Origin of the sequence: Streptomyces spororaveus (assembly GCF_016755875.1) — a bacterium.
Classification (GTDB): domain Bacteria; phylum Actinomycetota; class Actinomycetes; order Streptomycetales; family Streptomycetaceae; genus Streptomyces; species Streptomyces spororaveus.
Window position 1 is genome coordinate 580744 of the sequence record NZ_BNED01000005.1, and the last position, 14449, is coordinate 595192.

Genomic DNA, 14449 nt, shown 5'->3' on the forward strand with positions numbered 1-14449 from the left:
CGCGCCCATGACCGCGCCCGATCCCCCCGGCGAGGCGACGGCCGCCCGCGCGGCCGACCGGGCGCTGCGGACGGCCGCCCGGCACAGCGCCGGCCGGCTCGCCGCCGCGTCCGCCTGCTCGGTGGCCGCCGCGGGCGCGGCCCTGGCCGAGCCGGCGGTCCTCGGCCACACCCTCGACCTGTTGCTGCGGCAGGACCCCGGCGGCGCCCGGTGGACCGCGTGGTGCGCGGTGGTGATCGCCGCCGAGGTCCTGTTCGACGCGGCGACGGCCCGGCTCACCGGCGGTGTCGACGCCCGCTCCACCGCCTGGCTGCGGCGGCTCGGGCTCGGCCGGCTGCTGCGCACCGCGCCGCACCACGCGGCCCGCCACTCCCCCGGTGAGCTCTCCGCCCGGCTGACCGCGCAGGCCACCACCGCGGGTGCCGTACCGGCGGCCGTCGTCACCGCGTCCGTGGCCCTGCTCCCCCCGCTCGGCGGACTGGTGGCGCTGATGCTGGTCGACGTGTGGACCGCCCTGGCCTTCCTCGCAGGACTCCCGCTGCTCGCCCTGCTGCTGAGGGCGTTCGCCCGCGACTCGGGCGCCAGTGTCAGCCGCTACCAGGAGGTGCAGCTCGCCCTGGCCGGGCGCCTCGTGGAGGCGCTCGGGGGCGCCCGCACCATCGCCGCCGCCGGCACGGCCGAGCGCGAACAGGCGCGCGTACTGGCCCGGTTGCCGGAGCTCGGTGCCGAGGGGCGGCGTACGTGGCGGATCTACGGCGCGACGGTGGCGCGTACCGGCGCCCTCATGCCCTTGCTGCTCTACGTGGTCCTCGGCGTGGGCGGGGTCCGCCTCGCCGAGGGGGCGCTCGGCGTCGGCGGGCTCCTCGCCGCCGTACGCTACGCGGGCCTCGCCGCCGGGGTCGGCGCGGTGACGGGGCGGCTGGCGGCCGTGGTGCGCGGCCGGGCCGCCGCCCGCCGCACCGCGGACCTCTTCGAACTGCCCGAACTCCCCCAGGGCGTACGCAGGTTGCCCGAGCGGGGGCCGGGCACGCTGGAGCTGCGCGGGGTACGGGTCGTCCGCGCCGGCACCGTGCTGCTGCACGACGTCGACCTGCGGATCCCCGGCGGGGCGACGGCCGCCGTCGTCGGCCGCTCGGGCTCCGGCAAGACGACGCTGGCCGCGGTGGCGGGACGGCTCACGGCGTGCGACGAGGGCCGGGTCCTGCTCGACGGCGTGCCCCTCGACGAGCTGTCCGCGGAGGAGTTGCGCCGCGAGATCGGCCACGCCTTCGAACGGCCGGCCCTCTTCGGGGAGAGCGTCGCCGCCGCCATCGCCTTCGGCGGGCCGGATCCGGATCCGGAGGCCGTGCGCGCCGCCGCGCGGGCGGCCGGGGCCGACGCCTTCGTCCGCCGCCTGCCCGAGGGGTACGACACGGCGCTCACGGACGCGCCGCTGTCCGGCGGGGAGCTTCAACGCCTGGGCCTGGCACGGGCGTTCTGCCGTGCCGGGCGGCTGCTCGTCCTGGACGACGCGACATCGAGCCTGGACACCCGCACCGCCCGCGAGGTGGAGCGTGCGCTGGCTCTCGACGTCCGGCCGGGGACCCGTCTCGTCGTCGCCCACCGCGTCTCCTCGGCCGCCGGCGCCGACCTCGTCGTATGGCTCGACGCGGGACGGGTGCGGGCGACCGGGGCGCACACCGAGCTGTGGCGGGACCCCGACTACCGGGCGGTGTTCGGCGAGGGGTCCGAGCCGGGCCCGGTAGCGGCCGCGGAACCGCCCGGCCGGGAGGCGGTCCGATGAGCGAGTACGGCACCTGGCGCCGGGTGTCCCGCGAGGGCCGCCGCTTCCTGCGCGGCCGGACCCGGACGCTGCGCCGGCTCGCGCTCTGGTCCCTGCTGGAGTCCGCACACACCTTCCTCGGCGGTTACGCGGTGGCCCGCGCCCTCGACGACGGCTTCCTCGCCGGCCGTACCGGTACCGGCCTCGGCTGGCTGGCCGTGGCCGGTGCGGGCGCCCTGCTCGGCGCCCTCGCCCTGCGCGGGGTGTTCGGCGGGCTCGCGGACCTGGTCGAACCCCTGCGCGACGGCCTGGTGCGGCGCTCCGTACGGCAGGCGATCGGGCGGGCCGTCGCCGCTCCCGGGCGGGACCCCGGCTCGGGTGCGGTCTCCCGGCTCACGCAGCAGACCGAGATGGCCCGGGACTCCTTCGCCGGGCTGGTGCTGGTCGCCCGGTCGTTCGTCTTCACCGCCCTGGGCGCGCTGCTCGGGCTGGCCGCGCTGGCCCCCGTCCTGCTGGTCCTGGTCCTGCCCGCACTGCTCCTGGGTACGGGCGCCTTCCTCGCCACGCTGCGCCCGATGACCCGCGTGCAGCGCGCGGCGCTCGACACCGACGAGGCGCTGTCCGCGCGCGCGGGCGAACTGGCGGCGGGGCTGCGCGACGTCGTCGCCTGCGGGGGCGGGGCGAGTGCCGGGGCCGGGGTGGAGCGGCTGATCGCCGAGCAGGAGCGGCTCGGCGGGCGCCTCGCGCGCTGGACCGCCCTGCGGACGGTGGCCCTGGGCGTCGCGGGCCGACTGCCGGTCGTCGCGCTGCTGGCCGGCACGCCCTGGCTGCTCGGGCGCGGGGTGAGCGCGGGGGCCGTGGCCGGGGCCCTGACCTATCTCGTGCAGTCGCTGCTGCCCGCCCTGGACGCGCTGATGACGGCGGTGGGAGCGGCGGGCACCCGGCTGCTGGTGGTGCTCGACCGGTTCTGCGAACCGGAACGACCGGCCCCGCGGCCGGACTCCGTGCCCCCGGCGGCGGACCCGGGGCCGGTACCCGCGCCCCCCGCACGGCCCGTACCCGCCGTCGAACTCCGCCGGGTCCGCTTCGCCTACGGTCCCCGGGCACACCCGGTGATCGACGGCCTCGACCTGGTGGTCGGGCCGGGCGAACACCTGGCCGTCGTCGGGCCGAGCGGTATCGGCAAGTCCACCCTCACCGCCTTGATCGCCGGTCTGCTGCCGCCCGGCCGGGGAACCGTACGGGTCGCGGGCGCCCCCGCACGCGGCGCCCCCGGCCACGCCCCCGACGTCCGCCGGACACTGCTGCCCCAGCAGGCGTACGTCTTCACGGGCTCGGTCCGCGAGAACCTGAGCCACCTGTGCCCCGGTCCGGTGCCCCGGGACGAGGTGGAGCGGGCCGCGGCCGTCCTCGGCGCGGACGCGCTCGTGGCCCGGCTCGGCGGCCTGGAGGCGGCCCTCGACCCGGGTCGGCTCACCCCGGGCGAGCGGCAGCACCTCGCCCTCACCGCCGCCTATCTCTCCCCCGCCCCGCTGCTGTTGCTGGACGAGGCCACCTGCCACCTGGACCCGCGGACCGAGGAACGCGCCGAGCGGGCGCTCGCGGAGCGCCCCGGCACGCTGGTGGTGGTCGCCCACCGCATCTCCTCCGCCGTCAGGGCCGACCGGGTCCTCGTTCTCGACGGGACCCGGGCGGTGTGCGGCACGCATGCCGAGCTCCCGGCCAGGTCGCCCCTGTACCGGGATCTGGTGGGCCTGTGGAACGCGCAAGGGTGAGGGAGGATCCGGGGGTGCTCGGGCCGGCGGCTCAGACCCAGCCGGCCCGCCGGGATATCCGTATGGCGTCGATCAGGTTGCGGGCGCCGGTCTTCCGGGTCACGGCGGCCATGTAGTTGCGTACGGTCCCGCTGGCGAGGTGCAGGGCGCGGGCGATCTCCGCGATCGAGTCGCCTTCGGCGACCCGGGCCAGCACGCTCAGCTCGCGCGGGCTGAGCGGCACGGGGTCGGCCTCCATGAAGGCCGAGGCGAGCGTGGCGTCGATGAAGCGTTCTCCCCCCGCGACCTTGCCGATGGCCCGGACCAGCCGGGCGGGCGAGCCGTCCTTGTCCACGTAGCCGAGCGCCTGGGTCCGGAAGGCACGCCGCAGCGAGCCGGGGAGGTCGGCCCGGGCGAGCACCAGCAGGGGCGAGGAGTCGGGTGCCTCGGGCAGCAGGCGGTCGGCGCCCGCGTCCGCGAGGGCGGCCGAGACCCCCGGACAGTCGAGGTCGACGACGACCACGTCGGGTCGTAAGAATTCGGCCTGCCGCGCGGCGGCCCGCCAGCCGGCGGAGGTGACCTCGAAGTCGCCTTCGGATCTGAGGAGCGCGGCCAGGGCCGACCTCACGAGGCACACGCTGTGCAGCACCAGGACCTTGGTCATCGGGCTTCCCCTCACGAGACGATCGATCAGCATCAAGCGGCTGCCCACCTACCGCTGTGAGGGAACGTCACGGCGGGAGGCGTGCGGGGGCGCGTGGCCTGAGCCTGGCGCTCCACCCGTTCCACCCCCGCGCGGCCGGTGGCCCTCCGACCTCGGCGGGCCTGCGGAATGCGCCGCGGAACCCCTCGGGACCCAGATAACCGGATGGGCTGATTCCGCGCGCATTCGGCGGACCACGCGCGCATCCCGACGCCGAAAAAACCTCGGACGGGGATGTCGAGAACCCGTGGCCGGCTCCGTCCCAGGGGTGAAGGCGGCCACAATGGGTCGCACCAGCACCGAGGAGAAGCACCATGGCCAAGTACTTGCTGCTCAAGCACTACCGCGGCGCCCCGGCAGCGGTCAACGACGTGCCCATGGACCGGTGGACGCCCGAGGAGATCTCGGCGCACGTCCAGTACATGCACGACTTCGCGGCCCGGCTCGAAGGAACCGGCGAGTTCGTCGACGGCCAGGCGCTCGCCCCCGAGGGGACTTTCGTGCGGTACGACGGCGAGGGGCGCCCGCCGGTCACCGACGGCCCGTTCGCCGAGACCAAGGACCTGATCGCCGGCTGGATGGTGATCGACGTCGACAGCTACGAGCGCGCCGTCGAACTGGCCGGAGAACTGTCGGCCGCCCCCGGGGCGGGGGGGAAGCCGATCCACGAATGGCTCGAACTCCGTCCGTTCCTGAGCGCGCCGCCCACCATCACCGAGTGACCTCACCGATGGACGAGTCCCTGCTCAGGAGCCTGACGCCGGGCGTGCTCGGCATCCTCGTCCGCCGCGGAGCCGACTTCGCGGCGGCCGAGGACGCCGTGCAGGAAGCGCTGATCGAGGCGGTCCGCACCTGGCCCGCCGATCCCCCGCGGGACCCGAAGGGCTGGCTGGTCACGGTGGCCTGGCGGCGGTTCCTCGATGCGGCCCGGGCGGACACCGCCCGGCGCCGGCGCGAGGACCTCGTGGACGAGGAGCCGGCGCCGGGGCCGGCTGCCGCGGTGGACGACACCCTCCAGCTGTACTTCCTGTGCGCGCACCCGTCGCTGACGCCGTCGTCGGCGGTGGCGCTGACGCTGCGCGCCGTCGGCGGGCTCACCACCCGCCAGATCGCCCAGGCCTACCTGGTGCCCGAGGCGACCATGGCGCAGCGCATCAGCCGGGCCAAGCGCACCGTCTCCGGAGTACGGTTCGACCGCCCCGGCGATGTCGCCACCGTGCTGCGCGTCCTCTACCTGGTCTTCAACGAGGGCTACTCCGGCGATGTGGACCTCGCGGCCGAGTCCATCCGCCTCACCCGGCAGCTCGCCGCCCGGGTCGACCATCCCGAGGTCTCCGGGCTGCTCGCCCTCATGCTGATCCACCACGCCCGGCGTGCCACCCGGACGGCGCCCGACGGCAGTCTGGTGCCGCTCGCCGAGCAGGACCGCGGCCGGTGGGACACGGGGTCGATCGCCGAGGGTGTGCGGATCCTGCAGGCGGCCCTCGGCCGCGACCGGCTGGGCGAGTTCCAGGCGCAGGCCGCCATCGCGGCGCTCCACGCCGACGCGCCCACCGCCGAGGAGACCGACTGGGTGCAGATCGTCGAGTGGTACGACGAGCTCGCGCTCCTGACCGACAGCCCGGTCGTGCGGCTCAACCGCGCGGTGGCCGTCGGCGAGGCCGACGGGCCGCGCGCCGGGCTGGCGGCGCTCGCGGCGCTGGACTCCGCGCTGCCCCGCCACGCCGCGGTGGCGGCGTACCTCCACGAGCGCGACGGCGACGTGGTGACGGCGGCCCGGCTGTACGCCGAGGCGGCCCGGAAGGCGCCCAACCTCGCCGAGCGCGATCATCTGACGCGCCAGGCAGCCCGCCTGAACAGCGCCCGCCGGCCCCGCTGACGGGCCGCCCCGCTCACCCGCCCGTCCTCTCGGGCCGCGGCCGTGTCGGGTACGTGTCCGCGGCCGGTGCGGACGGTCTGAGCGCGGTGTGGAGGAGCAGGCCCGCCGCCGCGCCGACCACGTACCAGAGCAGGTCGGGTGCGTTGAAGGTGGAACCGAGGACGAGGCGGGCCACGGTGCTGTGCCGCGAGAGCTCCGCGGGTACGGCGGTCAGTTGGAGGAACTCGACGGCCCAGCTGGCGGCCAGCGCGGTCACGGCCGCCCGCAGCGGCGTGAGCCGGGGCGCGACCAGCACGACGAGGGTCAGCAGCAGGACGGTGTACAGGGCGTCTCCGCCGTACTTGGCCGTGCTCCCCGTCGCGACGGCCCGCAGTTCCAGCCCCGCGCCCACGGTCACCACCGCGGCCCCGGCCGCCAGCAGCCGGGTCCGTCGGCGGCAGGCGGAGGCCGCGCTGTCACGGCACCGGGGTACGGGGTTCGCGGGGTTCACCGGGCCATACTGCCGGAGCCGTCCGGCCCCGCGGTGACAGGGGGCAAGACACCCCCTAGCGGGTCGGATAGTCCGTGTAGCCGCGGGCGTCGCCTCCGAAGAAGGTGGCGGGGTCGGGGGTGTTGTACGGGCCTTCGGTGCGCAGGCGCTCCGGCAGGTCCGGGTTGGCCAGGAAGAGCGCTCCGAAGGCGAGGAGGTCCGCGACGCCGTCCTCGATCAGCGAGAGGGCACGGTGGTCGGTGGGGCCCTCCGTCGCCGGATTCAGCACGAACGGTCCGGAGAACTGCTTGCGCAGGGCGAGCGTGGCCTCCCGTGCCGCGGGGCCGTGCTCCATGACGTGGAGGTAGGCCAGGCCGAGTCCGTCGATCTCCTTGACCAGGGCCTCGTAGACGGGCTGCGGGTCGGGCTCGGAAATGTCGTTGTACTGGTTGCCGGGCGAGACGCGCAGCGCCGTGCGCTCGGCGCCGATCGCGGCGGCCACCGCCTTGACCACCTCCACCGCGAAGCGGATCCGGTTCTCGGCGGGGCCACCCCACTCGTCGGTCCGCAGGTTCGAGCCGGGGGCCAGGAACTGATGGATCAGGTATCCGTTGGCCCCGTGCAGTTCCACGCCGTCGAAGCCGGCCTCGACCGCGTTGCGCGCGGCCTGCGCGTAGTCGGCGACGGTCTGCCGCACCTCGGCCGCGGTCAGCTCGTGCGGGGTGACGTAGTCCTTCATGCCGTCGCCGGTGAAGAGCTGGCCCTGGGCGGCCACCGCCGACGGGGCCACGGGGACGAGTCCGTCGGGCAGCAGCGACGGGTGGCCGATGCGCCCGGAGTGCATCAGCTGGGCGAAGATCCGGCCGCCTGCCGCGTGCACGGAGTCGGTGACCTCACGCCAGGCCGCGACCTGCTCGGCGGTGTGCAGGCCGGGGGTGAAGGGGTAGCCCTGTCCGACGACGGAGGGCTGGATCCCTTCGGTGATGATCAGACCGGCGGACGCGCGCTGGGTGTAGTACTCGGCGACGAGGCTGGTCGCGATGCCGCCCTGACCTGCGCGGCTGCGGGTCATCGGGGCGAGGGCGATCCGGTTGGAGAGGGTCGCGCCGGCCACGTGGACCGGTTCGAAGGCGCTGGTCATGTCTACCCCACAAAAACAATTGGTCGGCCAATGATTGCTGCGAGATGCAGCGTACCCCATTGCTTGGCCGACCAAGAGAAAATGGGGGCGGAAGGTAGAATCCACTCGGAACCCCGGAGATCCATCGGACCGACCCAGGAGGAGCACTTCCATGACCGCGGAATCCGTACAGGAGCCGCGCTCCGCCGTGCAGTGCACGGCGGCGCCGAGCGCGGTGCTGGACGGGCCGGTGAGTCATGCGATCAGCCGGGTCTCCCGGCTCCACCGGATCGCGGCGGGCCGGGTCCTGCGGGACCTGGGACTGCACCCGGGGCAGGAGTTCCTGATGATGCACCTCTGGGACAACGGGGCCGTGCGCCAGTCCGAGCTGATCAGAGCGGTCGGCCTCGACCCCTCGACGGTGACCAAGATGCTCCAGCGCCTGGAGCACTCCGGCCACGTGCGGCGCCGTCCGGACCCCGCGGACCGACGGGCCTCCCTGGTCGAGGCGACGGACGCCAGTCATGGACTCCTGGTCGAGGTCCGCAGGGCATGGGGCGAGCTGGAACGCCAGACGCTGGACGGCCTCGACGCCACCGAACGCGCCGAACTGGCCCGCCTCCTGGGCAAGGTCGAAGCCACCCTCTGCACGGAGGTCGCCCGCGGCGGCGGCGAATGCGGCACCGCCTCCAAGGGCCCGGGCGGCTGTTAGGCCGTCTCTTTCGGATCTCGCCCGCTCCCGCCCCACAGTGAGCGATCTTGTCCGGTTTGGCAGAGAATCGCCATGAGGGGCACCCTCACCCGATGTCGGCATGCTCGCATCGGCGGTCCGAAGGTCGTGGGACATGGCACCTGCAACACTCCAGGGCGCGGAACGGACCGGGACCGTCCCCGCCCTCGAAGATCCCGGGGCACGGACATCGGACGAACGCTCACCCGCCTCGGAGGAACTCGCCTCCGTCCGGACCACCGTGGCGCGGCTGAAGGCGGCCTACCCCTCGGTCGACGCGGACACCGTCGAAGCGACCGTCAGGGCCGCCTACGACTCGTTCCGGCAGGCCAAGGTCAGGGTCTACGTCCCGATCCTGGCCGAGCGCCGGTCCCGGAGAGCGCTCGCCGCCGCCGGTCACGCAGGGCTCCCGACGGGGAGCACCCAGGACGTGGCGGGGAAAGGGCCGTGACCTCCGCGGGCCGGGAAAGGGGCGCGCCCTGATGTCCGACAAGAGAGCCGAACGCATCGCGGATTTCATCGAGCCGCTACGGGTGCCACCGGGCTCGAAGGTGCGCCTGGAACGGGACTTCGACCCCCGCTACAAGGGCGGAATGAAGAAGCGGGACGGCGCCGAGCTCCTGCGGACCGGGGTGTCGCTGCTCGCCGAGTACCAGGAACGACTGGCCGCCCAGAACACGTACGGCGTGGTGCTCGCCCTCCAGGCGCTCGACGCCGGAGGCAAGGACGGCACGATCCGCCACGTGATGAGCGGCGTCAATCCCCAGGGCGTACGGGTCAGCAGCTTCAAGGTGCCCTCCTCCGAGGAACTCGACCACGACTACCTGTGGCGCTACGCCCGGCGGCTGCCCCAGCGCGGCGAGATCGCCATCTTCAACCGCTCGCACTACGAGGAGGTCCTCGTCGTACGGGTGCACCCCGAGGTCCTGCTCCGGCAGAAGCTGCCGGAGCACGTGCTCGGGCCGGACATCTGGGACCGGCGCTACCGGGAGATCAACCGCTGGGAGCGCTACCTCACGGACAACGGGTTCAAGATGGTGAAGATCTTCCTGAACCTGTCCAAGGAGGAGCAGCGCACGCGCTTCCTGAAGCGGATCGACCTGCCGGAGAAGAACTGGAAGTTCTCCGCCGCCGACGTCCGGGAGCGGCGCCGGTGGGACGAGTACCAGCACGCGTTCTCCGAGATGCTGTCGGCCACCAGCACCAAGTGGGCGCCGTGGTACGTCGTGCCGGCGGACCGGAAGTGGTTCGCCCGGATCTGCGCGGCGGCGGTCCTCGCCCACACCCTGATGGACATCGATCCGCAGTACCCCGACGTCGGGGAGGAGGCCCGCAAGGATCTCCTCGTCACGAAACGGGGCCTGGAGCGGGAGGCCCCGGCCGGCGCCGCGGCCGATCCGTACACCGCCCGGGGCGGCAAGCCTGGCAAGAAGCGCGGCCGGCGGTCCTCGGACGGCGCGTGACCGGCGCGGACGCGTCCGCGGCCCCGGATCGGAGGCACAACCATGACGGTGCGGTCGGATTCCCTGGCCGAACAGCCCCGGGCTGCCGGTGACGGCTGGTACGCGCGCTCTCCCGCGGAGGTCGTGGCGGCGTTCGGTGTCGATCCCGCGGCCGGGCTGTCCGCGGCGCGCGCCGCGGAACTCCTGGCGGCGAACGGTCCCAACGCGCTGCCCGAGGAGCGGCCGACCCCGGCCTGGCGCCGGTTCCTCGCCCAGTACCGCAGTTACATGCAGATCGTCCTGGTGGCGGCGGCGATCGTCTCGCTGGTCATCCAGGAGTGGACCACCGCGATCCTGCTGATCGTGCTGACCCTGCTGAACGCGGTCGTGGGCCTGCGCCAGGAGGGCAAGGCCGAGAGCGCCATGAACGCGCTGAAGTCGATGATGAAGGCGACGGCGCGGGTGCGCAGGGACGGCAGGGAGGCCGAGGTCCCCGCCGAACAGCTCGTCGGCGGAGATGTCGTGCTCATCTCCGCGGGGGACCAGGTGCCGGCGGACGGACGTCTCATCGAGGCCAGCGCCCTGCAGATCGACGAGTCGGCGCTGACCGGTGAGAGCGTTCCCGCGGCGAAGGAGACCGGCCCACTGGCGGGCAGCCGGCTGTCGCCGGGCGACCAGACCAACACGGCGTTCATGAACACGCCGGTCACCCACGGCAGCGGCGTCATGGTCGTCACCGCGACCGGCGCGGCCACCGAGCTCGGCAAGATCTCCGGAATGCTGTCGGCCACCGAGAAGGAGGTGCCGCCGCTCACCAGGGAACTCGACCGGCTGACCCTGTGGATCACGGCGGCGGCGGGCCTCACCATGATCGTGATGTTCGCGCTGGGGCGCCAGCGGGACCAGGCCTGGGACGTCCTGTTCGTCAGCGCGGTCTCGCTGGCCATCGCCGCCATCCCCGAGGCCCTGCCGACGGTGACCCAGGCGATCCTGTCCGTGGGGAGCCTGAACCTGGCGAAGCGGAACGCCATCGTCAAGGAGCTGCCGTCGGTGGAGACGCTGGCGTTCACGTCCGCGATCAACTCGGACAAGACCGGCACCCTGACGATGAACCAGATGACCGCCGTCGAGGTCCTGAGCCCCACCGACCGGTACACCGTGTCGGGCACGGGCTACGGCCTCGAAGGGAAGGTCCACCACGCCGCCGGGTCCACCGCGGGGATCGAGGACGCGATCCTGCCGTACGTGGTGGCCAGCGACGCCAAGCTGGTGGGCGGCGCGGTGGTGGGCGATCCGACCGAGGGCGCGCTCCTGGTCCTCGCGCACAAGGCCGGCCTGGACACCGACGCCACCCGCGACGCCCTCCCCCGGCTCGCCACCCTGCCGTTCGACCCCGAGTACAAGCTGATGGCCACCTTCCACTCGGCGGTCGACGCCTCCGGGCGGCAGGTCGTGCGCTGCTTCGTCAAGGGAGCGGCCCCCGCGGTGATGGCCCGGGCCGCCACCGCGCTCGCGGCGGGCGAGACCGTCCCGTGGGACGCCGGTCTGCTCCGCCGGGCCGAGGAGGAGAGCGAGCGGATGGGCGGCGAGGGGCGCCGGGTGATGGCGGCGGCCATGCGTGACCTGGACCCGGACGGCTTCGATCCGGACGGCGACCTGCTCGCGTACGTCACCGAGCTGCGGATGACCAGTCTCGTCGGCATGGTCGATCCGCCCCGCGAGGAGGCCAGGGCCGCGGTGGCCGACGCACAGTCCGCGCACATCAGGGTCCGCCTGGTGACGGGGGACGACGTCACCACCGGGGCGGCGATCGCCCGGCAGATCGGGATCCCCGGCGAGGCGGTGCTCGGCTCCGAATTCGCCGCCATGAGCGAGGAGGAGCAGCTCGCCCGCATCGAGGCGATCGGTGTGGTGGGGCGGGTCGCCCCGGAGCACAAGGTGCTGCTCGCGAACACGCTGAAGAAGAAGGGCGAGGTCGTGGCGATGACCGGGGACGGCGTCAACGACGCGCCCGCCATCAAGGCCGCCGACATCGGGATCGCCATGGGCAGCGGCACGGACGTGGCGAAGAACGCCGGGCGCATGATCCTCTCCGACGACAACTTCGCCACCATCGTCTACGCCGTCGAGCAGGGCCGGACGATCTACGACAACCTCACCAAGTACATCCGGTTCGTGCTGCTCCTGCTGGTCACCTTCGTGCTGACGTTCCTCGGGGCCACCGTCTTCAACATCGCCGCCGGTGAACCGTTCACCCCGCCGCAGGTCCTGTGGATCCACTTCGTCGTCAACGCCTCGTTCGGCTTCGCCCTCGGCTTCGACCGGGAGAGCGCCGGACTCATGCGGCGCCGTCCGCGTCCGCGCGGGGAATCGGTGCTCACGCGGTCCGTGCTGGTCACGGTCGGGCTGGGCGGGCTGGCGGTCACCATCCTCCTGCTCGGCCTGATCACCCTCGGCGAGAGGCACTTCGACGACATCGAGATCGGCCGGTCGATCGCGTTCACGGCCTTCTCCCTCTGCCTGATCGTGGCGGCGTTCGAATGCCGCAGCGAGACGGACACCGTGCTGACGCCGTCGACCTTCGACAGCAAGCAGATGAACTGGGTGGCCCTGGCCCAGTTCGTGCTCGCCGTGCTGGTGACGCAGCTGGACGGCTTCCAGCGCATCCTCGGGACGACCGAGATCGACGCGCGGCAGTTCGGCTGGGCGCTGCTGGCCGCCCTCGCGCTGCTGCTCGTATGGGAATTGGGCAAACTCGTGGCCCGCAGGTCGAAGGCAGCCTGAGGAAGGCCGGTCCGTGACCACCCGGCACGACGGCCACGGGATCCTCTCCCGCGTCCGGGCGGTTCCCGGAATCCGCGCGGCGACGTCCTACCGGCGCGAGTGGCTGTCCAAGGACCTGGTCGCGGGAGTAGTCCTGACCACGCTGCTGGTGCCGCAGGGCATGGCGTACGCGGAGCTGGCGGGTCTGCCGGCGATCACCGGCCTGTACACGACGATCCTCTGCCTGCTCGGCTACGCGGTCTTCGGGCCGTCCCGGATCCTGGTGCTGGGTCCGGACTCCTCGCTCGGGCCGATGATCGCCGCCACCGTGCTGCCGCTCGTGGCGGCCGGCGGGGATCCCGGCCGGGCCGTCGCGCTGGCGTCGATGCTCGCGCTCATGGTGGCGGCCATCATGATCCTGGCCTCGGTGGCGAAGCTCGGCTTCATCGCCGACCTGATCTCCAAACCGACGATGATCGGCTACATGAACGGCCTGGCCCTGACCATTCTCATCGGCCAGCTGCCCAAGCTGCTCGGGTTCAAGGTCGAGGCGGACAACCTGATCGGCGAGTGTGCCGGCCTCGTGCGGATGATCGCCGACGGGGCGACCGTCCCGGCCGCCGCGGCCGTGGGCATCGGCGGAATCGTGCTGATCCTGATCCTGCAGCGCTTCCTGCCGAAGGTTCCCGCGGTACTCGTGATGGTGGTCCTGGCGATCGCCGCCGCCACCGTCTTCGACCTGGACGAGCACGGCGTCGGCCTGGTCGGCGTACTGCCCGAGGGGTTCCCGCCCTTCACGATCCCCGACATACGGGCGGCCGACCTCGCACCGCTGCTGGGCGGTGCGCTGGGCATCGCGCTGGTGTCGCTCGCCGACACGATCTCCAACGCGTCCGCCTTCGCGGCCCGCACCGGCCAGGAGGTCCGCGGCAACCAGGAGATGGCCGGCGTCGGTGCGGCCAACCTGGCGGCCGCCCTCTTCCAGGGCTTCCCCGTCAGCACCAGCGGTTCCCGGACGGCGGTGGCGGAGCGGGCGGGGGCCCGGACCCAGCTCACCGGGGTCGTCGGGGCGGCGCTCATCGTCCTCATGCTCGTGCTGGCTCCGGGGCTGTTCCGCAACCTCCCCCAGCCGGCCCTCGCGGCCGTGGTCATCACCGCGTCGCTGTCCCTGGCCGACGTACCGGGAGCCGTACGGCTGTGGCGGCAGCGGCGGGCGGAATTCCTGCTCTGCTTCGCGGCCTTCGCCGGCGTGGCCCTGCTCGGTGTGCTGCCCGGGATCGCCATCGCCGTGGGCCTGTCCGTACTGAACGTCTTCCGGCGGGCCTGGTGGCCGTACGACACGGTGCTGGGGCGGGTGCGGGGCCTGGAGGGCTACCACGACATCCGTTCCTACCCCGAGGCCGAGCAACTGCCGGGCCTGGTGATCTACCGGTTCGACGCCCCGCTGTTCTTCGCCAACGCCAAGACCTTCCGGGACGAGGTCAGGCGGCTGGCCGCCGCGGATCCGCGGCCGGGCTGGATCGTGGTCGCGGCGGAGCCGATGACCGATGTGGACACCACGGCCGCCGACGTACTGGAGGAGCTCGACGAGGCGCTCAACGCGGACGGCGTGCACCTCGTGTTCGCCGAGCTCAAGGACCCGGTGCGGCGGAAGATCGAGCGGTACGAACTCACCCGGACCATCGACCCCCGGCACTTCTTCCCCACCGTGGAGGCCGCGGTCGCCGCCTTCCGCCGGGGCACCGGAGCACAGTGGACGGCGCCGGGCCCCGACACGCCCACCGGCCCGGAATGACGGCCCGGGCCCTGGATGGCAGGACCGGCGGA

General features: G+C 73.5%; 12 protein-coding genes. 9 read left to right on the plus strand and 3 right to left on the minus strand.

The features are described 5' to 3' along the window. Nucleotides 1-7: 7 nt before the first annotated feature. Together Sspor_RS05300 and Sspor_RS05305 are read left to right on the plus strand one after the other, a co-directional pair. Nucleotides 8-1783 carry an ATP-binding cassette domain-containing protein gene (locus Sspor_RS05300; protein WP_202198002.1) on the plus strand — a complete coding sequence of 592 codons (1776 nt, stop codon included), beginning with the start codon at nucleotides 8-10 and terminating at the stop codon, nucleotides 1781-1783. Continuing rightward, the gene (locus tag Sspor_RS05305; protein WP_202198003.1) at nucleotides 1780-3537 is read left to right on the plus strand and encodes an ATP-binding cassette domain-containing protein; all 1758 of its coding nucleotides are present in this window, start codon (nucleotides 1780-1782) and stop codon (nucleotides 3535-3537) included. Before Sspor_RS05300 ends, Sspor_RS05305 begins: the two co-directional genes overlap by 4 nt. A 31-nt stretch (nucleotides 3538-3568) precedes the next feature. Here Sspor_RS05305 and Sspor_RS05310 read toward each other — a convergent pair whose 3' ends face one another. Continuing rightward, entirely contained in the window at nucleotides 3569-4180 is a 612-nt protein-coding gene (locus tag Sspor_RS05310; RefSeq protein ID WP_202198004.1) for a response regulator transcription factor, read from the minus strand. A 353-nt stretch (nucleotides 4181-4533) separates the two neighbouring features. Between Sspor_RS05310 and Sspor_RS05315 the strand changes: the two genes are divergently transcribed. Then, the gene (locus Sspor_RS05315) at nucleotides 4534-4941 is read left to right on the plus strand and encodes a YciI family protein (RefSeq protein ID WP_202198005.1); all 408 of its coding nucleotides are present in this window, start codon (nucleotides 4534-4536) and stop codon (nucleotides 4939-4941) included. Nucleotides 4942-4949: 8 nt separating this feature from the next. Beyond that, nucleotides 4950-6098, plus strand: a complete 1149-nt coding sequence (locus Sspor_RS05320; RefSeq protein ID WP_202203490.1) for an RNA polymerase sigma factor — start codon at nucleotides 4950-4952, stop codon at nucleotides 6096-6098. Nucleotides 6099-6111: 13 nt separating this feature from the next. Here the strand turns inward: Sspor_RS05320 and Sspor_RS05325 are convergent, their stop codons facing one another. Together Sspor_RS05325 and Sspor_RS05330 are read right to left on the minus strand one after the other, a co-directional pair. Further along, nucleotides 6112-6588, minus strand: coding sequence for a ribosomal maturation YjgA family protein (locus Sspor_RS05325; RefSeq protein ID WP_372499506.1), 477 nt, complete (start codon nucleotides 6586-6588; stop codon nucleotides 6112-6114). Nucleotides 6589-6643: 55 nt separating this feature from the next. Then, on the minus strand, nucleotides 6644-7708 hold the full coding sequence (locus Sspor_RS05330; protein ID WP_202198006.1) for an alkene reductase: 1065 nt from the start codon (nucleotides 7706-7708) through the stop codon (nucleotides 6644-6646). 151 nt (nucleotides 7709-7859) lie between these two features. Between Sspor_RS05330 and Sspor_RS05335 the strand changes: the two genes are divergently transcribed. From Sspor_RS05335 to Sspor_RS05355, 5 genes are all read left to right on the plus strand, one after another. After that, on the plus strand, nucleotides 7860-8399 hold the full coding sequence (locus tag Sspor_RS05335) for a MarR family winged helix-turn-helix transcriptional regulator (protein WP_202198007.1): 540 nt from the start codon (nucleotides 7860-7862) through the stop codon (nucleotides 8397-8399). Between the two features lie 133 nt (nucleotides 8400-8532). After that, nucleotides 8533-8868 carry a three-helix bundle dimerization domain-containing protein gene (locus Sspor_RS05340; protein ID WP_202198008.1) on the plus strand — a complete coding sequence of 112 codons (336 nt, stop codon included), beginning with the start codon at nucleotides 8533-8535 and terminating at the stop codon, nucleotides 8866-8868. A 31-nt stretch (nucleotides 8869-8899) separates the two neighbouring features. Then, the gene (locus Sspor_RS05345) at nucleotides 8900-9880 is read left to right on the plus strand and encodes a polyphosphate kinase 2 family protein (RefSeq protein WP_202198009.1); all 981 of its coding nucleotides are present in this window, start codon (nucleotides 8900-8902) and stop codon (nucleotides 9878-9880) included. Between the two features lie 42 nt (nucleotides 9881-9922). Continuing rightward, nucleotides 9923-12643 carry a cation-translocating P-type ATPase gene (locus Sspor_RS05350; RefSeq protein WP_202198010.1) on the plus strand — a complete coding sequence of 907 codons (2721 nt, stop codon included), beginning with the start codon at nucleotides 9923-9925 and terminating at the stop codon, nucleotides 12641-12643. A gap of 13 nt (nucleotides 12644-12656) precedes the next feature. Next, nucleotides 12657-14417: a SulP family inorganic anion transporter gene (locus Sspor_RS05355; RefSeq protein ID WP_202198011.1), complete on the plus strand. Its 1761-nt coding sequence runs from the start codon at nucleotides 12657-12659 to the stop codon at nucleotides 14415-14417. The last annotated feature ends 32 nt before the right edge of the window (nucleotides 14418-14449 follow it).

Coding starts and splice junctions, on each gene's coding strand:
- Sspor_RS05300 (WP_202198002.1), top strand. CDS start 8: ATGACCGCGCCCGATCCCCCCGGCGAGGCGACGGCCGCCCGCGCGGCC.
- Sspor_RS05305 (WP_202198003.1), top strand. CDS start 1,780: ATGAGCGAGTACGGCACCTGGCGCCGGGTGTCCCGCGAGGGCCGCCGC.
- Sspor_RS05310 (WP_202198004.1), bottom strand. CDS start 4,180: ATGACCAAGGTCCTGGTGCTGCACAGCGTGTGCCTCGTGAGGTCGGCC.
- Sspor_RS05315 (WP_202198005.1), top strand. CDS start 4,534: ATGGCCAAGTACTTGCTGCTCAAGCACTACCGCGGCGCCCCGGCAGCG.
- Sspor_RS05320 (WP_202203490.1), top strand. CDS start 4,950: ATGGACGAGTCCCTGCTCAGGAGCCTGACGCCGGGCGTGCTCGGCATC.
- Sspor_RS05330 (WP_202198006.1), bottom strand. CDS start 7,708: ATGACCAGCGCCTTCGAACCGGTCCACGTGGCCGGCGCGACCCTCTCC.
- Sspor_RS05335 (WP_202198007.1), top strand. CDS start 7,860: ATGACCGCGGAATCCGTACAGGAGCCGCGCTCCGCCGTGCAGTGCACG.
- Sspor_RS05340 (WP_202198008.1), top strand. CDS start 8,533: ATGGCACCTGCAACACTCCAGGGCGCGGAACGGACCGGGACCGTCCCC.
- Sspor_RS05345 (WP_202198009.1), top strand. CDS start 8,900: ATGTCCGACAAGAGAGCCGAACGCATCGCGGATTTCATCGAGCCGCTA.
- Sspor_RS05350 (WP_202198010.1), top strand. CDS start 9,923: ATGACGGTGCGGTCGGATTCCCTGGCCGAACAGCCCCGGGCTGCCGGT.